Source organism: Halobacillus yeomjeoni, assembly GCF_020171525.1.
Taxonomy (GTDB): domain Bacteria; phylum Bacillota; class Bacilli; order Bacillales; family Halobacillaceae; genus Halobacillus; species Halobacillus yeomjeoni.
This window is the reverse complement of sequence record NZ_JAIVAI010000001.1, coordinates 421,637-441,774: the sequence shown is the minus strand read 5'-3', so window position 1 is coordinate 441,774 and position 20,138 is coordinate 421,637. Positions and strand designations below refer to the sequence as shown.

Below are 20,138 nucleotides of genomic sequence, written 5' to 3'. Positions count from 1 at the left end.
ATACACTGTCGAAATCACTCATATATTGTTCCAAAATATGGTACGAAAACATCTTGTTATCGCATCTAAATACCCATACGATAATAGTACTATCATTCTTTTTTCTAAAGGAGCCGTTCTATGCTGACTAAAGTAAAACAAGCCCTTTTTTTAAAAAAACTAGAAAAAATGTTGTCAAACTACCATATTAAAATCATGCACTACATTCCAGGCCGTGTACGTTTATCTTCTCCGTATTGGACTGGTGACTCAAAAATCATCGATCATTTAAAGCCATTGCTGGAGCTCGAAAAGAAAATACTTTCCGTCAATCACACCAAAGAAACGGGTACATTATTGGTTGAATACGATCCTGCCCCTGACGTTGATGAGAAACAAATTGAACAATGGTTTGATATTGTCCAAAGGGTTCACAACGATGTCATCAAGAAAGAAGTGGCACGTCAATGATTCAGACACTAGTCGGATTAGGGGTGTCTATGGCTGCTCCTAATCTAATGAAACGTTTGAAAGATCAAAAAGTACAGGTCCTACACGCCATGCCGGGGCGTGTCCGCCTTCAAAGCAATCACTGGAAAGAAGATAAAATCGCTGCAGCATTGGAAGAATGCTTTTCACAACTTCCCATAATTAACAATGTACAAGCTTCAGGAATTACAGGAAGTCTGCTTTTGGAATTTACGACTCCTCACCTCACGTCTGAACAATTCGATGAAATCGTCCAACTTGCTGTCCGTACGTCTATCGATACATATCCTCACATAAAATCTAAGATGAAAACCTCTATGAAGCAGGGAGTGGATTCTTTAGACGATTTCGTAAAAAAACAGACAAGCGGAAAAGTCGATGCAGAAACCCTCCTTGCCCTTTGGCTTCTCTTTAAAGGCACTACAGGATTCTCAGCGAACCCTGCTTTTGCTTCCAGCTTGCTTTATTGGGCTTACACTTTGATTTCAAGGGACGGTGACCGTTCGTGAATCACCCTCGCATCTTACATTCTCTGCCGGGAAGAACGCGGCTTCAAGTCTTCTCCTCTGATTCTCAAAGGAAAATTGAAGCCACTTACCGCTCCCTTCCCGGCGTCTATTCAGCTCAGTATTCTAGCGCAACCAAATCTGTGCTGATTCATCATGAGTCTGATATACAAGCGTGCCAGCTTACTCAACTGGTATATGACAACCGAGTTGAGACCAATGTCAGAACCGTACAAATGAATAAGGATCTCCTTATAAGTGCCAGCGCATTTTTCATAGACATTCTCTTTCCTGTCCCTTCTCTGACAGGGTGGAAATGTTTGTTGCGACCAGGATCCATAGCCAGTCTTTTTGCTTCAAGGACTCTTTTTAAAAATGGAACGCAGCAACTGTTAAAAACAAGACGTCCGAACGCTGATACCCTGAGCATGACAGCAATTTCAGCTTCTATTCTTAAAGGGAACCCTCGTTCAGCCCTTGTCATCCTCGTCATGTCGACATTAAGTGAAATGATTACTGAACTTACCGCGAAAAAGACTCGAAATTACGTACGGGACATGATGAACCTTGATGTTTCTTCAGTCTTGAGAGTCAATCCAGATGGCAGTGAACAGAAAGTTTCTCTCGAAGAAATCACTGAGGGTGATTACATTGCTGTATTTGAAGGAGAAAAGATTCCAGCTGATGGTTATGTCATGAAGGGGATGGCGTCTATCGATCAGTCTGCAATAACAGGCGAATACTTCCCAGTAGAAGTCGGTAGTAAGCAGCGCGTTTTTGCAGGAACAATCATCAAAGCCGGAAATCTAATGATTGAAGTCGAAGAAGTAGGAGACCAGACGGCAGTATCCCGTATTGTCCAAATGATAGAAGAAGCCCAGGAAAAGAAAGCACCGATCCAGTCCTATGCTGATCAGTTAAGTGAACAGCTTGTACCCGTTTCCTTTTTACTGGCGGTCATGACTTATGTTTTAACGAAAAGCTGGAGTAGAGTTTTGAATATGCTGGTCATTGATTATGTATGTGGAATCAAACTATCGACAGCCACTGCCATCTCCGCATCTATAGGTAAAGCAGCCAGTAACGGTGCCCTTATCAAAGGTGGTGAATACTTAGAAAAACTTTCGAAAATCGACACAGCTATCCTTGATAAAACAGGGACTATAACGAAAGGAAAACCCATCGTACGATCGATCATCCCCTATGATGGATTTACGGAATTAGAGGTCTTGAAACACGCGGCATCTGCGGAAGAACATTCTACACACCCGATTGCAGAAGCAATCGTTGCCTATGCTTCAGAAAGAAAAATCACCCTGCCTGTTCATGACCATGAACGTATCAAGCAAGTCGTCGGGCAAGGGGTCAAAGCCTGGGTTGACAATAAAGAAGTGCTGGTGGGAAATAAAGCGTTCCTTACGAATGAAAAAGTGGCTTCCAATGGGCTCTCCTTGATGGATAAAATCGATAAATCGAACAACTCTGTTTATGTAGCCATCGAACATCAATTGGCAGGAGTGGTCGTCATAGAGGACAGCATCAGGGAAGGGATGAAGCGGACGATCAATCAACTCCGTAGAAATGGCATTGATGAGATCGTCATGATTACAGGAGATAAACAGAATGTAGCAGAAGACGTTTATCGTGAGCTCCAACTCGATGCCTATCATTCTGAAATCCTCCCACATCAAAAAGCCGAATTTGTTAAGCACTATAAATCTGCCGGAAATACGGTGATGATGGTGGGAGATGGAATCAATGATGCCCCCGCTCTCGCCTACGCCGATGTTGGTGTAACGATGGGAGGAAAACGCACCGATATTGCTGTGGAAGCAAGCGATCTCGTCATCAACTCTGATGACCCCATCATGCTTGCTGACGTCATCCAACAATCCAAACGTGCCATGGATACAATCCAGCAGAACTTTACAATTACAATCGCTGTTAATAGTGCTGCCATCTTGCTTGGAGCGCTGGGTTTGATCACCCCCACCATTGGAGCAGCTATTCACAATGCAGCCACAATCGGTGTGGTGCTCAATAGTACTCGACTACTTTTGGATAAGGAGCGAACAAAATGGAGGCAACCTTCAGCATCGTCCACGATATACCTGGTCGACTCCGCTTAATTGTCCCCGCACTGATAGATAAACGCGAACATGGACAGATCAATGATATGTTCTCCTCGATGCATGGCATTGATCATGTTCGGATCGAACCTGTCATTCAATCCATGACAATCATTTATAACGGGGATCAGATTAACAAAAAAGTGATTCTTCGATTTGTGGGTCTGTTTTTTAAACAAACGAGGTTCGATCCATTGGATAACCTTATGGTGAACATCGCTCCCGCACAGAGAAAGGATTTTTTGAGGAGCCTGTTTACCGGCTTTTTAATACTTATCGCTTACCTGAGAAAAACGAAGGTTCAGATTCCGGGAGTCCTGGACTATGCAGTGGTCATATCCACCGCTTACACCGTCCTTTCCCATGGCGAAAATAAACTAAGACACCCTGATGTAATTACCGGTATCGTCAGTATGCTTTCTATCGGAACAGGCAATATCCTTCACGTCGCCATGGTCACATGGGCAGTCAACGTCCTAGAACTTTTGAATGATGCGAATAAAAGCAAATTGCTTTTATAAAATACATTAATTTATAGGAGGATTTCAGATGGTTATGAATAAAGACTTTTTCATGGGGTTCGTTTCAGGAACAGTTGTCGGTGCTGTGGGGTATCGGTTATATGAACAAAACCAAGGACAGCTATCCCAATTGATCCAAAATCCTGCGACGCAGCAGTTAAACCCTCTCCAATCAGCAGCTGCTACACGAGAAGAACTATCATTAGAAGATTTAATAGCTCAAAAAGAAAGACTAGAAGACTTCATTGCTGAAAAGAAAGTGAACAGTGGTCAGTAAATGGAATGATTGCGCCCTATCCACCATAATAGGGCGCATTTTTTTATCCTGGAGGGTTTCGTTCTCTTCCTAAGTGGTATGGTAATTTATCTATACAAATTCTTTCTATTCATAGACATTCAAAAGGGTAAGTGAGTTAAAAGACCACTGCCTACACCTCCGGTTACTGCCAGTAGAGAAAAACTGAATAAATTGCGAGATCAGAGATTGTTGATTATCAAATGATAAAAATTTCACTCTCCTCCTTCCCGCCACTGAGAATGTTTAGAAAGACTTTTTTAAAAATCACACGTAAGAACGCTTATTTCTGTTGACTTTTAGTGCAGAAGGCTATATATTTTGCATTAGGGAAACATTTCGGTGTGAGGTCAAAATTAAGTATCTTACTTTAAACTATTGCATATAGTAGAGTGGAAAAAAATTTTAGGCTATTTTTTGCCCTAAGGAAAATTAATTGAGTATATGTAAAGGAGATGTAGAGATGAAAAAATTAATGTTTGTATTATTCTTATTACCTGTTCTTCTATTAGGATGTCAGTCTGGAGACGCACAGCCTAAAAATGAAGATGGCAAAGTCGAGGTTGTCACTACCATTGCACAAATTGGTGATGTCGTAAAAAATGTAGGTGGCGAACACGTAAACGTAGAGTCTTTGATGGGCCCTGGAACGGACCCGCACTTATATAAGCCGGTTTCCAGTGATATTGAAAAGATGGATCAGGCTGAAGTCATTTTTTACAATGGACACCACCTGGAAGGTCAAATGAATTCCGTTTTCAAAAAGATGAAGAAACAAAAACCGACGTATCCTGTGGCTGAGGCCGTTCCTGAAGAAATGATGGATGCAGACCCTGAAAACCCTGAAATTTATGACCCACACGTATGGTTCGATATTGAAATGTGGAAATATGCTGTTGATGAGGTAACAAAAGGATTAAGTGAATACGATCCAGATAATAAAGAAACCTATGAAAAGAACGCAGAAGCATATAAGAAAGAGCTTGATGAATTAAACGCTTATGCGAAAGAACGTATCGAGGAAATTCCTGAACAGAGCCGAGTACTTGTAACTGCCCATGATGCTTTCCATTACTTCGGAAAAGCCTATGGCCTTGAAGTAAAAGGATTGCAGGGGCTGAGTACAGAGTCTGAGTATGGATTGAATGACATCGAACGTATCATCAACACGTTGACAGAACGAGATGTCAAAGCTGTCTTCGTTGAAAGTAGTGTATCAGATCGTTCCATCAATGCCGTTGTCGAAGGTGCTAAGAAACAAGGCCACGAAGTCAACATCGGAGGAGAATTGTACTCTGATGCTATGGGACCAAAAGATACAGAGGAAGGCACCTACATCGGAATGTTCCGCCATAATATCGATACGATTGTTGAAGCACTGAAATAAAGGAGTGAACGACTGATGAACGCCCTAGAGATCAAAAATATATCGGTAACCTACGATAAACAGCCGGCGCTTGAGGACGTAACATTTTCCGTACCGGAAGGCTCCCTGACCGGGATTATCGGACCCAACGGGGCAGGAAAGTCGACACTGATCAAATCGATCCTCCGGTTGATTCCAAAACTTTCAGGTGACGTGAAGGTCTATGGAAAACCATATAAAGAACAACGGAAAATGATAGGGTATGTCCCGCAGCGGAGCGAAGTGGATTGGGACTTCCCTACTAACGCGCTTGACGTTGTTTTGATGGGCCGTTATGGACATATCGGCTGGTTGAAGCGCCCTGGAAAGAAAGAAAAACAATTTGCGATGGAATGTCTGGAAAAAGTCGGTATGCAAGACTATGCAAAACGCCAAATCAGCCAACTCTCAGGCGGACAGCAGCAACGAGTTTTCCTTGCACGAGCCTTGGCTCAAGATGCTCAAATCTACTTTATGGATGAACCGTTCGCCGGTGTCGATGCGGCTACTGAGAAAGCTATAATGAACCTGCTTCAGGAATGGAAAAAACAAGGAAAAACTGTTCTTGTTGTACACCACGATTTGCAGACCGTCCGTGATTATTTCGACCATTGCTTGTTATTGAATAAGACACCTGTAAAATTCGGTCCGACCGATAAAGTATTCACCTATGATAACCTCCAGGAAACGTATGGAGGGGCATTGTCCATCCTTACGCAAGAGTCCACACTCTTGCAGGAAGGGTGATTACTATGAATAGTTTAATCGAATTTCTCTCCAACCCAAATACTCAGTGGGTGTTAACGGGGTCGATCCTGTTAGGTTTTGCAAGTGGTTTGATTGGCAGTTTTGTATTACTGAAAAAACAAAGTTTGATTGGAGACGCTATGGCACATGCGACTTTGCCTGGCGTCTGCATTGCTTATATAATCTCAGGGGTTAAGTCCACTCCCCTCTTTTTAACGGGAGCTGCCCTTACAGGATTACTCGCTACTTATTTCATACAGGCGATTGTCAAACATTCAAGAATTAAAACCGACGCCTCTATCGGTGTCGTTTTATCTGTATTTTTCGGAATCGGAATCGTTCTCCTCACCTATATCACTAAAAATATGGGAGGAAACCAAAGTGGATTGGATGACTTCATCTTCGGTCAGGCTGCATCAATGGTTCGTGGAGATATACAAACCATTGCAGTTGGATCGTTTTTAATCATCCTGTTCACTTCCTTGTTCTTCAAAGAGTTCAAGATTGCAGTTTTTGACCCGAACTACGCGAAAGGCCTCGGCATTCCAGTCGGGCTGATCAACTCCATTCTCATGGCTCTCGTTATCGGAGTTGTCGTTGTCGGAATCCAAATGGTTGGTGTCGTACTGATCGCTGCCCTGCTCATCACTCCTCCATTAGCTGCACGCTATTGGACGGACCGACTGGGATTGATGAGTTTCATTTCAGGCATCATCGGTGCATTATCCGGAGTTGTAGGTACGACCGTCAGTACAATTGGTGAAGGACTGCCGACCGGTCCCTTAATCGTTCTCGTCACTTCTGCGCTATTCTTATTATCTTTGCTCTTTGGAAAAAGCAAAGGACTTATTACTCGATTCTTCATTAGTAAGGGGGTACGTCACACATGACCTATACAGCTTGGATTATCCTGACCGGTGTCTTAGTCGGTGTTACATGTGGGATGACTGGTGCCCTGCTCATTTTAAGAAGAATGGCGATGATTGCGGATGCCATCAGTCACACCGTCTTACTTGGAATCGTCGGCGCATTTTTCGTCACGCAATCGCTAAATGGGATTCCTATGCTGATTGGAGCTGCTATTGTTGGAATGCTGACTGCCTTTTTCGTTCAGCTTCTGGATTCAAGCGGTGTTCAATCTGGTGCAGCCATCGGAGTAGTATTCACTTCATTGTTTGCACTCGGTGTCGTCCTATTGTCCTTTATCGGAGACAGTGTCCACTTGGATGTGCAGCATGCGTTAATGGGTGAGATTGCCTTTGTGCCATGGGATACTCTTATCCTGGGTGGTAAAGAAGCTGGGCCCGTTGCGGTGTGGATGCTCAGCGGTGTGTTTCTTCTCAACCTGGCGATTATTTTGATCTTTTATAAAGAGTTCAAGATCAGCACATTCGATCCTCAAATGGCGATTTCCATCGGTGTACCTGTGGTCTTCATCCACTATCTCCTGATGTCGATGGTTTCTTTTTCAACGGTTGCATCATTCGATAGTGTCGGTGCCATCCTTGTAGTTGCCATGTTGATTGTTCCGGGAGCGACCGCATACTTGCTGACAGACCGATTCGGCCTTATGATCATTTTAAGTGCCGTTATCGGAGCCGTATCAGCTTTGTTGGGCTATGGATTTGCTGTTGTCATGGATGTATCCATTGCAGGATCGATGGCGACTGCGACCGGATTCCTATTCGGCCTTGCTTTCTTCTTCAGTCCTTCTCACGGTTTGATTGCTAAGTGGGTCCGGAGAAAGAACATGCAAAAGAATCTGAATGAAGAAGCCCGTGTTTCTTAATGAATGAACGAAAAAGGAACTTCCCTATCCAGGGAAGTTCCTTTTTTAATAGCTTTTGCTGCTCTCCACACAATAATTGTCGCAAGCAGTATAATCGCTGATTTACTAAAACCCAGTCTATTTATCACCCTAAGAGACAAGACTTTACTTGAAACCGTGTTTCTAAGGTTTCATCTCCATCCAATGATCATAGGAGTGTATAGCCATCCCTCGGAAGCTGTCGAAGCTCCTATACTCCTTTTCTACTTTTTTCAACTCTTTCATCATGATCCTCTGCCCTTCTTCATGAAAAGACACATGATCATACTCCGTGGACTGTTTCGTTTCCACTGCGATAGTAATAGGTTTCTTCAACTTCTCTGCATATTCTATCTCACTGCGTACCACCTTAATGATTCCATTGGAACCTTCTGCTTTATCACGATAGGCCATGATGGTCACAGCATCTGTATGTTCCATCACCCATTCAGAAAGGACTCCAGAACCAAAGTCGTTTTTATAGTTTTTCTTATCGAACCAAAATGGAATATCAACTTCTAAAGGAATTCCGAGAATATCTGCCTGCTTACCCGCAGTCATGATGAAAGATTGATAAGAGGAGACTGTACGATCGTAATTCTCTCTCCAGCCAGCATGTAAATAAGGCTCCACATCGAGGTGAATTCCTTTAAACTTCTCAGAGTCGGATACCTCATTTTGATAATTCCCAAGCCAATTGAAGAAAAGGGATGCTTCTTCATCCCCCTCACTTGCGACCCATATAGGAGAGCCATCCAGAGCATGTACTTTCATATTACGGCTGTCTGCATCTCGGATGAAGGATTGATAAACTTCTTTTTCAATATCCCTATCCACCTGCAAAAAGACATCCGTAACTCCTTTTGATTCCAACGCCTGCATAACAGCAGCACGGTCATCATCAATGATAGACGTATGCCAAATCCATGTTCCGAGATTTTTAGGATGATTTACAAAAACACTGGACCACACAATGACGGTTAAGATAAGTAACACTCCAATTAAAAGCGATATATAAGGATTGAATTTATTCAATTACGTTCCTCCCTATTGTATGGTGCTTCCCTTTACAATAGGGAATGGCGGCTCGGCGGTCCCAAGAGCTCCTGCGTTATATTACAAAGGTTTCCCCTTTGTATCTTTCAATGGATAGAAGTTTTTCTATGTCTACCTCTTTTTTTCATTCCGGAATTTATGTCAGCCGCTTCTGTGTCATTCCAATGCTCCTCATTTCATGCAGCACTGCAACCAGCTATATTAAGAAGGATCCCCAGATTTATAACAAGCTTTAAACAAACGGATTCCTTCTCTTTATTATACTTTTTTATGTATGGCCTCTAAAGCTTCATCTTCATCCTGCTTTTTGACATAAAATTTATACTCCTGACCATAATCACTATATATTCCTCCCCCGGAATAACTTGAAGTCGTTGTGATTCGGTACTTGATACCTGCAGCCTTCAGTTTGGATATGACCGTATAATACTCTTTTTGATTGAGGCTCATATATATAAGTCTTCTTTTATTGGAAAACAAGTAATCCAGACCGTTGACGATAAAATTCATGGAATTTTCCTCCTATATCAAGAAGTGCTTCAGACTCTCTCATAACGAAAATTAATACAGATCACACTTCCACTACTTGGCTGCTTGAACTCTTCCAAATAAATCAGACCATTGATATTCTTAGCTTTTAATACAAGTAAAGTTTGTTCACTTTTTTTCGTTTGATTGTTCTTCTGAACTGAAATAAAAATGAGATGCACCGAATAGACCGATGACCGTAAGCAAACCGGTCAATATCGGAATCCAGAAACCCATTTGAACATCTCCTTTATGAAGGTTTTTTTAGGAATTCGGGAAGTGTGGCTGGCTTCCCTTTTACTTTCTATCAAATGAATCTCGATCTGCATCTATCATCTGTAAATCCAGTTTTCGATGCTCCAGTTCAATCTCTTTTTTCCTCAAATCATGGTTCTTCTTTTTTTCATAAGCTCCGTAAATGAATGACAACGCGACAATTATAGTGATATAGAAGAAAAAGTCCATTTTGTTTCTCCTTTCTCCACACTTTCCGGGTATTTTTGATTACGGTATACAGTAGAAAGGGATATGTACCCTTTCACCAGCAACTCTTTTAAAAGATTAAACCTTTCAACCAAACTACCGCTGCGATCACCAATCCAATGACTATAATGAATAAAGTGACCAAAAGAAAGCCATATAAAAAGCCTCTGATCATGGCATACAAGTCTAATGCCATATCTTTAACTGCCGTTACGATGCTGTTCATTTAAGTTCTCTTCCCTCTCATTTTTGTTCGGCTTCAAGATTGTACGCTGTAAAGGGACTCCTCCCATGCTCACATTCCTTTCCAGGAAGAGAAAAGATTTTCCGTCAATCTCAAACTCATGATTTCCGAGATACTCCGCTTGGTAGCCTCTCTTTTCCAATTCCCCTTGTATAGCCTTTATATATTCCTTGTGATTGAAATATCTTTCATCTAGATCTATTTGTATGTGACCTTTTCGATAACCCATAAGCCAATTGAATAAGAAGAACATACCCACAAATAGAATTACCATTCCAATGATACCGAACCACACCTCAAACACTCTCCCTTTTGCTACATCTACTATACGTACGTGTAAGATTTGGTTTGGTTTCACTTCAAAGAAAATAGTTTATAAGTGGAAGCATGTATATGATGCGGAAGTTAAGGAGAAATTGGGAAAAGGGAGAATGTGAAGGAAATTTTTGAGGAAGGCGATCATCCTGAAAGCCTCCCTGTTTGCTACAGCATCTAAAATCCCCACACTGCGATAATAACGCGCGAACTTTCATCGAATGAATTCTATGTTCAACAGCTAACCCACCCCATGAAAAATTTTCAACAAGTTCCAACGATCCGGGACGTTCAACTTTTCATACGATTCAAGAAAATCCGTCTTGTCATAGGACGCTCGCTTTAATGCAACTTTTATATCTCCCTGTTTAACATCAATGATGGCATAAGGTGCAACGCCGCCCTTTTGGCACCCTAATGATCCAGCATTTAAAAAAGTAGTCGTTGAACTTTGATAATAGTGAACCGGGTGGTGATGGCCGAAGCCGATAAAAGTATGTTGGCAGTTCCGGAATAACTTTTTCATGTTTTTCAAGCTGGGTTTTACAATAGAGCTCAAAGGATCTTTATGTATAGGAGCATCTTGATCATGGTATTGGTAATGAGTGAAAAATAGAGAATGACCTTCGATCTGCTCCTCAATCGTTCGGGAGAGCTTATTTAATTCAGTCATATAGGAATTTTCGAGTTCCTCTGCCACCCATTCATGATGTTCTCTGATATGCGAGTGGCTTCCTGGGTAATCTTCGTCATTAAGAAGAGCAAGCACAGCCTCATCATGATTACCAGTGATCATCGATACGTCCGTTCGGTTACACAAGATATCCATTACCTCGTTGGTATGTGGACCGATTCCAATCATATCTCCTAAACAATATATGTGGCCAACCCCTCCAATTTGGTGGATTTCATCCAAAACAGCATTCAATGCAGGTGCATTGCCGTGGATATCAGAGATGACAGCAAATTTCATACTTGTTTCTCCCCCGCTTTCCTCGTTTTAGAATCAGTCCAAAAAACCCAGCCTATCATGAGAGAACACACTACTATTTCGACTTGTTTAAGAAATTCCAGATTCTTCATACGAAACTTTGTTTCTTTTATTCAGGGATGGAGACTACAATGCTTGTAGTTGTCATCCCAAGCCGTTCCTTTAATTCTTCGGTGATCATGATCTTAAGCGGGAATTCTTTTTCCACATGATTAAAATCATAGTGCATTCCCGTTACTAACGTTCCATCAGAACCATAGGTGTTATCCGGTTCTGCATTCATGTCCACGATATGATCAAAGTATTCACCGCTTATTTTTCCTTCTGACAACATTCCATTGGGGAGGATACTTACTGAAGGCTGTTGTTGAACAATCGATAAAGACACGTTTTCATCATCAACCTTCACTTTGCCATTTTTCGGAATGGGTTGGTCATTGACCATCAGCTTATATTCCCATAGCATTTCTGCCAATTGACTCAACTCTTTGACATTTGCATCGTTAACCATTTTACGCGCGATACCGCTGTAGATTTCAACTTCTTCTTTAGTAAAATCAAGTTCCATTTCCAAAGCTTTGACTTGAGACTTCAGCTCATCGTTCGCTTCAGTCAAATGATCGATCTTTCCACTTTGTTTGTTGATTACTTCTGAACCGGCTGCCGTCACTTCCCCTTCTTTGTCACCAACAGCATCAGCAGACTGGCATCCAAAAAGTAGCCCGGTAACCAACAACCCCGTTACAAACGCTTTCATCTTTTTCATAATTTCAGCCTCTCTATGAAATATTTATCCCTACACGCTGAACTTTACTGCTCTTGTGGCCATCATGGACTTCATATAACGATCAATCGTACGGCCGCCTCCAAAATCGTCTTCGTAAAAACCGGTAAGTACAAAGCCTGCTTCCATCTGCCCTCGCAACTGATCCTCGAGTGTATGACTGAATTCAAGTGCTTCATCGGGATCAGCTTTTTCATCATCTAAAGAGGAATAAGGAAGGGTATAAGCGACTTCGAGTATCCCCTTATCTTCTTTTTGTTCATCAAATAAATATAAGGCAGGGTTCATAAACCCGGAGATCAATACTCCTTGATCCTTGAGAACCCGGGCGCATTCTTTCCAAACAGGGTGTACATCCTCTATGAATACATTGGATACGGGGTGCACGATTAAATCAAAACTTTTATCCTCAAACATCGGAAGATTCGTCATTTCAGCCTGGACCGTATGAATCTTCAAGTTGTCCCTAACTGCAACTGCTTGGTCCTGCTCCAGCTGCTTCACTGATATATCGACCACGGTTACTTCAGCTCCAGCTGCAGCAAGTATCGGTCCCTGCTGCCCTCCACCAGAAGCTAAACAAAGGACCTTCAAACCTTCTACACTTTCCGGGAACCAACTACGAGGCACCTGCTTATCTGCAGTCACTCCAATCTGCCAATCCCCCCGTCTGCTTTTTTCAATGACTTCAGATGAGACCGCACGGGTGTAAGTTACGCTTTCTTCTACTTTCCGATCCCAGATTTTCGAGTTATGTTCGATGACTTTTTTCATTGGGTTTCTCCTCTTCTTTTGGTTGTAACGATGTTTGGTTAATATAATCGTTCTGATTCTTCAATAGCCTTCGTAATGGAGAAAGCCCCTGAGCATTGATTAGATAAAATCACAGCTATCCCATTTGTCTCCGGATAATACGCGGAGTGAAAACTCACACCAGGGTCATACCCCATAACGTGATATTTGCTTACTTTATTGTCCTTTGAATTTATCCATATTCCGTACCCATATTGCACCCCTTCTTTGACGGAAACAAAAGGATTCAACATTTGCCCGGTAACCTCTTCAGAAAGCAGCGCATTTTCCATGAATGCTTCCCAAAACTTAACCATATCAGGGCCAGTCACAAATGCACCTCCATCGGCACCCCCTATGACTGGAACGGAATACATATTCGTTTTCCAACGCCCATCATCAAGTTGGATGTGCCCCCAGGCACATCGCTCTGGCAGCTGATCCAACCTGAAATAACCAGAATCCATCATCCCGGCCGGAATAAAGATTTGTTCTTGTATAAACTGTTGTATATTCATACCTGATAATTTTTCCACTATGTATCCGAGCATGATGTATCCAGCATTGTTATAATGAAACTTCTCACCTGGATGAAACATCATGGCTTTGTCTTTGAACAAAGGGAAGAAGTCTTCGGTTTTTCTTATTTGATACATGGGAATCTCTTTCCACAGGTCCTCATAATTATCCATGACTGCTTCATCAAAATAATCCGGTATGCCAGATGTATGAGTCAACAAGTGATGGACGGTTAAATCTTTGTGGAAATTCGGAAACTCATCCCCTAAAATATCCTTAATAGGAGTCTCGAAAGATAACGAACCTTCTTCTACAAGTTTTGCAATCGCAACCGCTGTAAACAACTTACTCCCTGAGGCGATTCCAAACCTGGTTTCAATTCCATTTCTTCTGCCATTCGCCCTGTCCGCATCTCCGTTCGCCTGGGCTAACCGCGTTTCACTGCTCACCTTCACAACAATAGAACCTGAAAAACCCTCTTTTTCAATGGTGCTGCTTACGTGTTGTCCTTTTCTCCCTGCTGTAACCGTCATAGTTATACACTTCCTTCCTGATAAACGTGTAAAAGGGACTTGCTAAAAACAGCCAGCCCCTTGAATTTTTAGAGGTAAATCCGAACTTTCTTTCCGGCCTTTATTCGACTTCCTTTTCCAGGTATTTCAAAGCATCATTCAGACTAGAGAAAAACAGCATCTTCAAAGAAGGGATATTGGAACCTACCCACCCTTTAGCCAGGGCTGGTTTCATACCTGAAACGACTACTTGGACTCCCATCAAAGTAATGGACTGAATAAGTTTGTTCAGTTTATCGAAAAGCACATGATCGATATGAAAGATTGTAGAAAAATCGATAATGAGCGAGTCAATATCCATATCAGCAAGTTTATTTAAAATTTCGTCAAGCACGTGGGAAAAATCAACCTCCGTCAGTACCGGCTGTAAAGGAAATAATGCTGTTTTATCATACAAAGGTATGATGTTTACACACATATCCTCCATCTGGTTGATCAATCTCCGCTGCTCTTCATAAAAACCAGTGACATCGCCAAATTCGACCATCGCTCCTACAATTTCACCCTGGTCCCGTAAAAGCTTCGTTTTTATGGATAAGTACATATCGTACTTTCCCCAATGGTAGGGCATTGCTGCAATGTTGGTTTCTTTTTGAGTTTCAATCGTCCTTTCCACGTGTCGAACTTCCTCGGGAGCATCAGAAAACAATTCGAACATACTTTTTCCAAGCGCATTTTCTTTTGTTAATTGTAAAAGTTCTTCACCTTGAGTGTTGATTTCAGTTACTCTGCATTGATTATCAATGGCCAGCACGCCTATCGATAACCGGTCCAGCACTTGTTCGGACATCAGTGTTTTCATTTCTGCACACCCTTAATTGAAAATGGTTTCCTTTCTATTACAATTCGAGTTTTCCAGTCAATTCCCTGCTATATTTGTATAATGTTTTACAGAAATGAATACTTCTTTATATACCGACTTAACGTCTGGAGAGGCCAAATGTAACGATAACTATGATAATGGATATAAAATTCTCCTCCCATCCCCTGCCCTTTCGGGTAATCGTACTCCCATCCTGTTCCCTGCCCTTCCTTCACCAAATACTGAATCCCTCGATTGATTTGATCAGTAGGAAAGTCTGAGACAGCTATTAATGCTTCCAGTGCCCACGCCGTATGGGTGAGTGTGCTTTTTTCCAATGGAACATATTGTTTCTTCAGATCGCTTTCACAAGACTCTCCCCATCCCCCATCTTTATTTTGAATACGCTCCAGCCAATCCACACCTCTTTGAACGGCAGGTGTGGTCTGTTTTTCCCCGGCGGCCATCAAACCGGTCATGGCCGCCCACGTTCCATAGATATAGCAGATCCCCCACCTTCCATACCATGAGCCATCCGCGCGTTGATTTTCCTTGAGCCACTTTTTACCGGCTATCATTTGAGGGTGGTCTTTGTTCAATTTCGAAGTGTTTCCGAGAAATTCTAATGTTCTTCCTGTAAGATCCGCAGAGGAAGCATCTGATAAAACGAATGCTGCTCCTTTCACAGGCACCCACTTCAAAAGTTCATCCCCTACCCCCCTTTCAAATGCCGGCCAACCTCCGTCATCATTCTGCATACTTAATGTCCATTGCAGCCCCCGGGACCATGCCTGCATCCATTCAGGACGAAGGATCGAATGACCAATAACCGCTCTTAAGCTTGCAGTCGTATCATCAACATCAGGATTGATCATGTTTATATTTGAAAACCCCCATCCCCCAGGGAGCGCCCGTGTATTGTGAAGAATCCAGTCCCCGAACAGGGTATGCTGGCGTGTCAATAAAAAGTGATTGGCCTTCACAATCATAGGATTTTCAGCTTCCACACCCGCTTCCTGAAGTGCACTGCTGATCAGGGATGTATTCCACACACCTGCCGTCGTATATTGGATATGAGGCCACCCATCAATCGTCGTCTCCATGGCTTTAAGTCCTTCAACTGCGTTTAAAATAACAGGACTTGTTTTTTCATATCCGGTAGATAAAAGAGCGATAATCATGTAAAAAGTCGAGCTGAAATAACTTAGAAATGTGCCATCCGGTTCAATTCTTTTCATCATGTACTCTTTGGCGAAGTCGACCGCCGCTTGATTAAAATGAAAAAAAGTATGCAAATAGGACTTGAACTGATCAATAGCAGAATTGAAATACCCCCGCCACTCTTCCATTTGAAAGAATTCTGTGTGATCACTTTCATGATTTCTAACTTGTAAGTCCGATAAGTCAATGGAAAGATCCACTTGATATTTTTGGTGGGCAAAGAGAAGAATAGGAATGATATTGGCACGGCCGAAAACAGAAATACGGTAAATATTGACCGGGAAATAGGAAGGTAATAAAAGAGCACCGATGGGGACTGGAAAATGTTTGGGCCAAGAGCGCTGCCCTAAAAGAATCAACAGGAGTTTTGTAAATGCTCCTGCTTTCCCAATACCCCCATGAGCGATGATGAACTGTTTTGATTTTTGCAGGGCAGGATACTCTTTTGAATACACGCCAGAAACATGTAAAGCGATGTATGCTTCAATCGTTCTCGAAAGGTTCCCCGCTTTTTCATTATGGTAAAGCTTCCAACTCCCGTTATCTTCCTGCTTGCTTTCTATCCGCTGTGTCAACTTGTAAACCAACTCTTCGTCATCGATTTCCAGTATCCGCAATAAAATAATCATGTAAGCATCTGTCATGATCCCAGTATCAAATGCATAATCCCATGAGCCATCTTCGCGTTGATCAGCTTGGAGCTGACGAACCAATCTGTCCATTTCCATTTGAACCTGTTCGATCATTGCTATCCACCCATTTCATCGTTGATTACCCCATACTTATTCACAAGAGCAATTGATAGAAGGAGGAAGTGTCAATGTGGAGGAATAAACCTATACAACAACTTAAAAAACATTTGAAGGATTATTTACAGCACCCCGCCAAAACACCTTCCCTTTCTATGAAAGAAAAAGCTTTGATCAATCGTATCCGTGTTGTTACTCAAAACGAAAATCGCAACAATGTGACCAGAACAATGGCTTATTTGAATTTTTATCTAAAGAACCGAGAAATCCATTGGGCTCTACTCGCTCACCTTGTATCCAGAAATGCCGGGTGGAACATGACGGACTTGAAAGGGGAATTCCTTCCGCGCCTGATTACGGGCAAAGAACAAATTGATTTTTTCGTATTTTTGGAAAGAGGCAACTGGCTTATTTTTCAAGATGCCTATCCACAACTACTGTTGTATGCCGAAAGTAAAAAAGCAGGTACACCTCTCTTTCATTTGCTTCCGGCAATTGGTGTTTCCTCATTCATGATTCCGAATTGGAAGCATTTTTGGGAACACCAATCAAGCAGCTTATTGACAACTGCGCTCATCATCAACGAGCAAAACTATATTGAAAACCGTGTCGTTCACAATTCCCTATACAAAGACACGGTTGTTGAGACTCTTTCATTCAAACTTCAAGACTTGTTTGACATGAATCAAATTCTATTTCCGTTTGATGAAAAGAAAACGAAGTTGGTCGGCGATACTGTCCACCACTTTTCGTCTCTGCATGACCGCATATCGATTGGAATCGTCCTATATAAGCTGTTATTTTCAGAAAAGTTAGAGGCCATTGTATCTTGGGCTGGAGATCATCCTCACACGGGATCACGCAAAGATTACTGGCCTGAAGTTTTTAACGACGTAAAAGAGACTTTACCAGGTGAATCTGCTGAAAAACCTTGTAAGATGGGGGCAGGGGCTCCTCGTATCTTCAGCCCGACATTGGAGAAGGCTTGGGAAGACTGGACCCATCAGTCAGCCAAACCCGGGGATTGGTTTAAAGATATGAAAGTATTCCCTTATTTTAAAAAGGATGGCAAAGGACATACAGGAGACATCGAAGAACATTATTGTGACACCATTGAAAAACTGGAGTTCGCCGTGTTCACCAAAAAGGTGTTCTTCCGTCGTGAATAGTAATGTTCATGGCACAAAAATTAAAAAAAGCGCCCACTGAGGGGCGCTCTTCACTTATTCCTTATATGATTTCCAGTCCAGGTCACTCTCATTCAGCAGCTCTTCAAAGCTTTTATTCGCTTCTTTCCTTTTTTTCTCTTCAAGACGGCGTTTGCGCTCTTCTTCCTGACGCACTTCCTCCTGTTCTTTCAGCTCTGATTTCTTCGACCGGAGCTTTTTCAATACATCCGCATTCAAATGATCTCCGAGGGAACCTTGTTCCTGCTTCTTCTTACTCATATCGTCGCACCTTCTTTGACATCTTTCGTCGAGATGATCGGATTCAAGATGCCATCAGGACTGCTTAAGCGGAAGCTGTTTTTCACAAAGTCAAGCTTCATGTCAGGTTTGAAAAAAGTGGCCTGCTGGTGATCGATGACGACGGGATAATCCTCATTTTCTACCTCCTCGTCAGTGGCACGGCGTTCGCTCTCCAACCGGATCGTAGGCAGACCATTAACGCCACACCCGCAGCCTTCTGTATCATAGAATAACCGGATCATCGGTCGATTTGGATCTTTCATTTGTTCTAATTGTTGTTTTGCTTTGTCGGTCATCCTCAATTTCATCGGACACCCCTCCTATGGACTCTATGATAAGAAATCCTGGGCGCTTGCGCAATCCTTTTGTCTCTACTCTGCGTAATGGCCGCCAACGAGACGGCTTCGGTGACGGGCTGTACCTGCTTCTGTCCAGGAAACCGCGCGCAGCAGCATATCCTGTCCATACCGATCGCGGATCTCATCCATTACATAACCGAGATCTCTCTTTTTATCCCGCTCCGTATCAAACAAGTCGAGCTGGATATCGGAGTCCTCTGTAATGTTGCCGAGAGAAATTGATATTTTACGGACGGTACCTCCATTATAAAAGCGATCGAACAAGGTGAGGCAGGCGTGATAGATGTCCATCGTAATGCTCGTCGGGTGATCGATTGTGATGGATCGATGGAATCCTCCTCCTGCTTCAGCTTTACTGTAGCCGATTCCAAGGGAGATCGTACGGCCGGCGTGGCCTTTTTTCCTCGCTCTCCGCGCCACTTCTTCACACATTTCAAGAATGACATACTTGACATCTTCTGGACGATGGTAGTCACGAAGGAGAATTTGGCTTTTTCCATAGCTGACCTGCCCATGGATGATCGGAGCACCTGGATCGGACAAATCGATTCCATTCGCATGGTAGAACAACTGGTTCCCAATGACACCAAATGTTTTTTCCAACCGGTCCAGCGAGTAATTGGCCAATTGTCCGACCGACCAGATCCCCATTCGATTCAACCGGTATTCAAGCCTCGGACCGATCCCCCACATTTCTCCCAGGGGAGCGACAGGCCACAAACGATCTTTGAAATTATCAAACGTCCAGCGAGCCACACCGACTTTCTTCGCTTCAAGATCCAGGCATAGTTTAGAGAGAAGCATATTCGGACCAATGCCGATGGCGGCATCAAGGTGAAACGTCTCCTTTAATTCACGAATGATCATTTCAGCCGTTTCTTCCGGGTTCCCGAACTTCCCTCGGTTTTCACCGACTTCCAAAAAACTTTCATCAACGCTGTACGTGTGGATGGATTCTTTCGGTACGAATTTATGAAAAAGGTTGGTTACTTGCGTAGAGATTTCCAGGTATTTTCTCATTTGCGCAGAAACGATGACGATATCCGGTGACGAAGGAATTTCGAATAACCGGCTCCCGGTACGGATCCCGTATTGTTTTTTCATCGCAGGGGTTGCTGCAAGCACAACACTTCCTTTCCGGTTCATATCAGCAACAACAGCAAGTGGACAGGTGAGCGGATCGAGACCACGATCGACCGCAGCACAGCTGGCATAAAAACTTTTCATATCGACACACAAAATGCCACGGTCCGGGTATTTCGAATAATCGATCTTCGGATTGTTCACGTTCTGCACCCCCTCTTTATTTTTAGTATATCCTTATTATGCGAATATATGTTCGTATTTTCAAGAGGGAATCGTTTCCTTGCGCAATA

General features: G+C 42.7%; 24 protein-coding genes. 10 read left to right on the top strand and 14 right to left on the bottom strand.

Translation table 11 applies throughout. The annotated features are described in order from the left end of the window. Positions 1-120 precede the first annotated feature (120 nt). The 9 genes from LCL89_RS02265 to LCL89_RS02225 all read left to right on the top strand — a co-directional run bounded on the left by LCL89_RS02265 (position 121) and on the right by LCL89_RS02225 (position 7,860). Positions 121-450, top strand: a complete 330-nt coding sequence (locus LCL89_RS02265; RefSeq protein WP_224807451.1) for an HMA2 domain-containing protein — start codon at positions 121-123, stop codon at positions 448-450. Next, entirely contained in the window at positions 447-977 is a 531-nt protein-coding gene (locus tag LCL89_RS02260; protein ID WP_197316352.1) for an HMA2 domain-containing protein, read from the top strand. Before LCL89_RS02265 ends, LCL89_RS02260 begins: the two co-directional genes overlap by 4 nt. A 317-nt stretch (positions 978-1,294) precedes the next feature. After that, complete coding sequence (locus tag LCL89_RS02255; protein ID WP_224807450.1) at positions 1,295-3,103, top strand: heavy metal translocating P-type ATPase; 1,809 nt, start codon at positions 1,295-1,297, stop codon at positions 3,101-3,103. Then, complete coding sequence (locus LCL89_RS02250; protein WP_224807448.1) at positions 3,052-3,624, top strand: HMA2 domain-containing protein; 573 nt, start codon at positions 3,052-3,054, stop codon at positions 3,622-3,624. Before LCL89_RS02255 ends, LCL89_RS02250 begins: the two co-directional genes overlap by 52 nt. A gap of 28 nt (positions 3,625-3,652) precedes the next feature. After that, positions 3,653-3,901, top strand: a complete 249-nt coding sequence (locus LCL89_RS02245; RefSeq protein ID WP_197316355.1) for a hypothetical protein — start codon at positions 3,653-3,655, stop codon at positions 3,899-3,901. Between the two features lie 481 nt (positions 3,902-4,382). Beyond that, positions 4,383-5,306 carry a metal ABC transporter solute-binding protein, Zn/Mn family gene (locus LCL89_RS02240; RefSeq protein ID WP_224807446.1) on the top strand — a complete coding sequence of 308 codons (924 nt, stop codon included), beginning with the start codon at positions 4,383-4,385 and terminating at the stop codon, positions 5,304-5,306. 15 nt (positions 5,307-5,321) lie between these two features. After that, positions 5,322-6,071 carry a metal ABC transporter ATP-binding protein gene (locus LCL89_RS02235; RefSeq protein WP_197316357.1) on the top strand — a complete coding sequence of 250 codons (750 nt, stop codon included), beginning with the start codon at positions 5,322-5,324 and terminating at the stop codon, positions 6,069-6,071. A 5-nt stretch (positions 6,072-6,076) separates the two neighbouring features. Continuing rightward, entirely contained in the window at positions 6,077-6,961 is an 885-nt protein-coding gene (locus LCL89_RS02230) for a metal ABC transporter permease (protein ID WP_224807444.1), read from the top strand. After that, a complete protein-coding gene (locus LCL89_RS02225; protein WP_224807443.1) occupies positions 6,958-7,860 on the top strand; it encodes a metal ABC transporter permease in 903 nt (300 codons plus the stop codon). The genes LCL89_RS02230 and LCL89_RS02225 overlap by 4 nt, the downstream gene beginning before the upstream one ends. Positions 7,861-8,022: 162 nt before the next feature. Here LCL89_RS02225 and LCL89_RS02220 read toward each other — a convergent pair whose 3' ends face one another. The 11 genes from LCL89_RS02220 to LCL89_RS02170 all read right to left on the bottom strand — a co-directional run bounded on the left by LCL89_RS02220 (position 8,023) and on the right by LCL89_RS02170 (position 16,931). Further along, positions 8,023-8,913, bottom strand: coding sequence for an amidase (locus LCL89_RS02220; protein ID WP_224807442.1), 891 nt, complete (start codon positions 8,911-8,913; stop codon positions 8,023-8,025). Positions 8,914-9,192: 279 nt separating this feature from the next. After that, complete coding sequence (locus LCL89_RS02215; RefSeq protein WP_197316361.1) at positions 9,193-9,444, bottom strand: hypothetical protein; 252 nt, start codon at positions 9,442-9,444, stop codon at positions 9,193-9,195. Between the two features lie 315 nt (positions 9,445-9,759). Then, positions 9,760-9,927 carry a hypothetical protein gene (locus LCL89_RS02210; RefSeq protein ID WP_197316362.1) on the bottom strand — a complete coding sequence of 56 codons (168 nt, stop codon included), beginning with the start codon at positions 9,925-9,927 and terminating at the stop codon, positions 9,760-9,762. An 88-nt stretch (positions 9,928-10,015) separates the two neighbouring features. Then, positions 10,016-10,171: a hypothetical protein gene (locus LCL89_RS02205; protein ID WP_197316363.1), complete on the bottom strand. Its 156-nt coding sequence runs from the start codon at positions 10,169-10,171 to the stop codon at positions 10,016-10,018. Further along, on the bottom strand, positions 10,146-10,463 hold the full coding sequence (locus LCL89_RS02200) for a hypothetical protein (RefSeq protein WP_224807441.1): 318 nt from the start codon (positions 10,461-10,463) through the stop codon (positions 10,146-10,148). Before LCL89_RS02200 ends, LCL89_RS02205 begins: the two co-directional genes overlap by 26 nt. A gap of 282 nt (positions 10,464-10,745) precedes the next feature. Continuing rightward, positions 10,746-11,477 carry a metallophosphoesterase family protein gene (locus LCL89_RS02195; protein ID WP_224807440.1) on the bottom strand — a complete coding sequence of 244 codons (732 nt, stop codon included), beginning with the start codon at positions 11,475-11,477 and terminating at the stop codon, positions 10,746-10,748. A 127-nt stretch (positions 11,478-11,604) separates the two neighbouring features. Beyond that, positions 11,605-12,261, bottom strand: coding sequence for a hypothetical protein (locus tag LCL89_RS02190; protein WP_224807439.1), 657 nt, complete (start codon positions 12,259-12,261; stop codon positions 11,605-11,607). A gap of 30 nt (positions 12,262-12,291) precedes the next feature. Continuing rightward, positions 12,292-13,053: a class I SAM-dependent methyltransferase gene (locus LCL89_RS02185; RefSeq protein WP_224807438.1), complete on the bottom strand. Its 762-nt coding sequence runs from the start codon at positions 13,051-13,053 to the stop codon at positions 12,292-12,294. 38 nt (positions 13,054-13,091) lie between these two features. Continuing rightward, positions 13,092-14,123 carry a serine hydrolase domain-containing protein gene (locus LCL89_RS02180; protein WP_224807437.1) on the bottom strand — a complete coding sequence of 344 codons (1,032 nt, stop codon included), beginning with the start codon at positions 14,121-14,123 and terminating at the stop codon, positions 13,092-13,094. A gap of 100 nt (positions 14,124-14,223) precedes the next feature. Then, on the bottom strand, positions 14,224-14,964 hold the full coding sequence (locus tag LCL89_RS02175) for an STAS domain-containing protein (RefSeq protein WP_224807436.1): 741 nt from the start codon (positions 14,962-14,964) through the stop codon (positions 14,224-14,226). Positions 14,965-15,050: 86 nt separating this feature from the next. Next, positions 15,051-16,931, bottom strand: coding sequence for a terpene cyclase/mutase family protein (locus LCL89_RS02170; protein WP_224807434.1), 1,881 nt, complete (start codon positions 16,929-16,931; stop codon positions 15,051-15,053). Positions 16,932-17,005: 74 nt separating this feature from the next. Here LCL89_RS02170 and LCL89_RS02165 point away from each other — a divergent pair, with 74 nt between their 5' ends. Then, positions 17,006-18,103, top strand: coding sequence for a DUF2515 domain-containing protein (locus LCL89_RS02165; protein ID WP_224807432.1), 1,098 nt, complete (start codon positions 17,006-17,008; stop codon positions 18,101-18,103). A gap of 54 nt (positions 18,104-18,157) precedes the next feature. Here the strand turns inward: LCL89_RS02165 and LCL89_RS02160 are convergent, their stop codons facing one another. From LCL89_RS02160 to LCL89_RS02150, 3 genes are all read right to left on the bottom strand, one after another. Further along, entirely contained in the window at positions 18,158-18,382 is a 225-nt protein-coding gene (locus LCL89_RS02160) for a YqkE family protein (protein ID WP_197316371.1), read from the bottom strand. Beyond that, positions 18,379-18,711: an iron-sulfur cluster biosynthesis family protein gene (locus LCL89_RS02155; protein WP_224807430.1), complete on the bottom strand. Its 333-nt coding sequence runs from the start codon at positions 18,709-18,711 to the stop codon at positions 18,379-18,381. The genes LCL89_RS02160 and LCL89_RS02155 overlap by 4 nt, the downstream gene beginning before the upstream one ends. Before the next feature lie 63 nt (positions 18,712-18,774). Continuing rightward, complete coding sequence (locus LCL89_RS02150; protein ID WP_224809535.1) at positions 18,775-19,989, bottom strand: Y-family DNA polymerase; 1,215 nt, start codon at positions 19,987-19,989, stop codon at positions 18,775-18,777. Positions 19,990-20,138 lie beyond the last annotated feature (149 nt).

Excerpts from the sequence above, each read along its gene's own strand:
- LCL89_RS02265 (WP_224807451.1), top strand. The coding sequence starts at position 121 with ATGCTGACTAAAGTAAAACAAGCCCTTTTTTTAAAAAAACTAGAAAAA.
- LCL89_RS02260 (WP_197316352.1), top strand. The coding sequence starts at position 447 with ATGATTCAGACACTAGTCGGATTAGGGGTGTCTATGGCTGCTCCTAAT.
- LCL89_RS02250 (WP_224807448.1), top strand. The coding sequence starts at position 3,052 with ATGGAGGCAACCTTCAGCATCGTCCACGATATACCTGGTCGACTCCGC.
- LCL89_RS02245 (WP_197316355.1), top strand. The coding sequence starts at position 3,653 with ATGGTTATGAATAAAGACTTTTTCATGGGGTTCGTTTCAGGAACAGTT.
- LCL89_RS02240 (WP_224807446.1), top strand. The coding sequence starts at position 4,383 with ATGAAAAAATTAATGTTTGTATTATTCTTATTACCTGTTCTTCTATTA.
- LCL89_RS02235 (WP_197316357.1), top strand. The coding sequence starts at position 5,322 with ATGAACGCCCTAGAGATCAAAAATATATCGGTAACCTACGATAAACAG.
- LCL89_RS02230 (WP_224807444.1), top strand. The coding sequence starts at position 6,077 with ATGAATAGTTTAATCGAATTTCTCTCCAACCCAAATACTCAGTGGGTG.
- LCL89_RS02225 (WP_224807443.1), top strand. The coding sequence starts at position 6,958 with ATGACCTATACAGCTTGGATTATCCTGACCGGTGTCTTAGTCGGTGTT.
- LCL89_RS02215 (WP_197316361.1), bottom strand. The coding sequence starts at position 9,444 with ATGAATTTTATCGTCAACGGTCTGGATTACTTGTTTTCCAATAAAAGA.
- LCL89_RS02210 (WP_197316362.1), bottom strand. The coding sequence starts at position 9,927 with ATGGACTTTTTCTTCTATATCACTATAATTGTCGCGTTGTCATTCATT.
- LCL89_RS02205 (WP_197316363.1), bottom strand. The coding sequence starts at position 10,171 with ATGAACAGCATCGTAACGGCAGTTAAAGATATGGCATTAGACTTGTAT.
- LCL89_RS02200 (WP_224807441.1), bottom strand. The coding sequence starts at position 10,463 with ATGGTAATTCTATTTGTGGGTATGTTCTTCTTATTCAATTGGCTTATG.
- LCL89_RS02195 (WP_224807440.1), bottom strand. The coding sequence starts at position 11,477 with ATGAAATTTGCTGTCATCTCTGATATCCACGGCAATGCACCTGCATTG.
- LCL89_RS02190 (WP_224807439.1), bottom strand. The coding sequence starts at position 12,261 with ATGAAAAAGATGAAAGCGTTTGTAACGGGGTTGTTGGTTACCGGGCTA.
- LCL89_RS02185 (WP_224807438.1), bottom strand. The coding sequence starts at position 13,053 with ATGAAAAAAGTCATCGAACATAACTCGAAAATCTGGGATCGGAAAGTA.
- LCL89_RS02180 (WP_224807437.1), bottom strand. The coding sequence starts at position 14,123 with ATGACGGTTACAGCAGGGAGAAAAGGACAACACGTAAGCAGCACCATT.
- LCL89_RS02175 (WP_224807436.1), bottom strand. The coding sequence starts at position 14,964 with ATGAAAACACTGATGTCCGAACAAGTGCTGGACCGGTTATCGATAGGC.
- LCL89_RS02170 (WP_224807434.1), bottom strand. The coding sequence starts at position 16,931 with ATGATCGAACAGGTTCAAATGGAAATGGACAGATTGGTTCGTCAGCTC.
- LCL89_RS02165 (WP_224807432.1), top strand. The coding sequence starts at position 17,006 with ATGTGGAGGAATAAACCTATACAACAACTTAAAAAACATTTGAAGGAT.
- LCL89_RS02160 (WP_197316371.1), bottom strand. The coding sequence starts at position 18,382 with ATGAGTAAGAAGAAGCAGGAACAAGGTTCCCTCGGAGATCATTTGAAT.
- LCL89_RS02155 (WP_224807430.1), bottom strand. The coding sequence starts at position 18,711 with ATGAAATTGAGGATGACCGACAAAGCAAAACAACAATTAGAACAAATG.
- LCL89_RS02150 (WP_224809535.1), bottom strand. The coding sequence starts at position 19,989 with ATGAAAAGTTTTTATGCCAGCTGTGCTGCGGTCGATCGTGGTCTCGAT.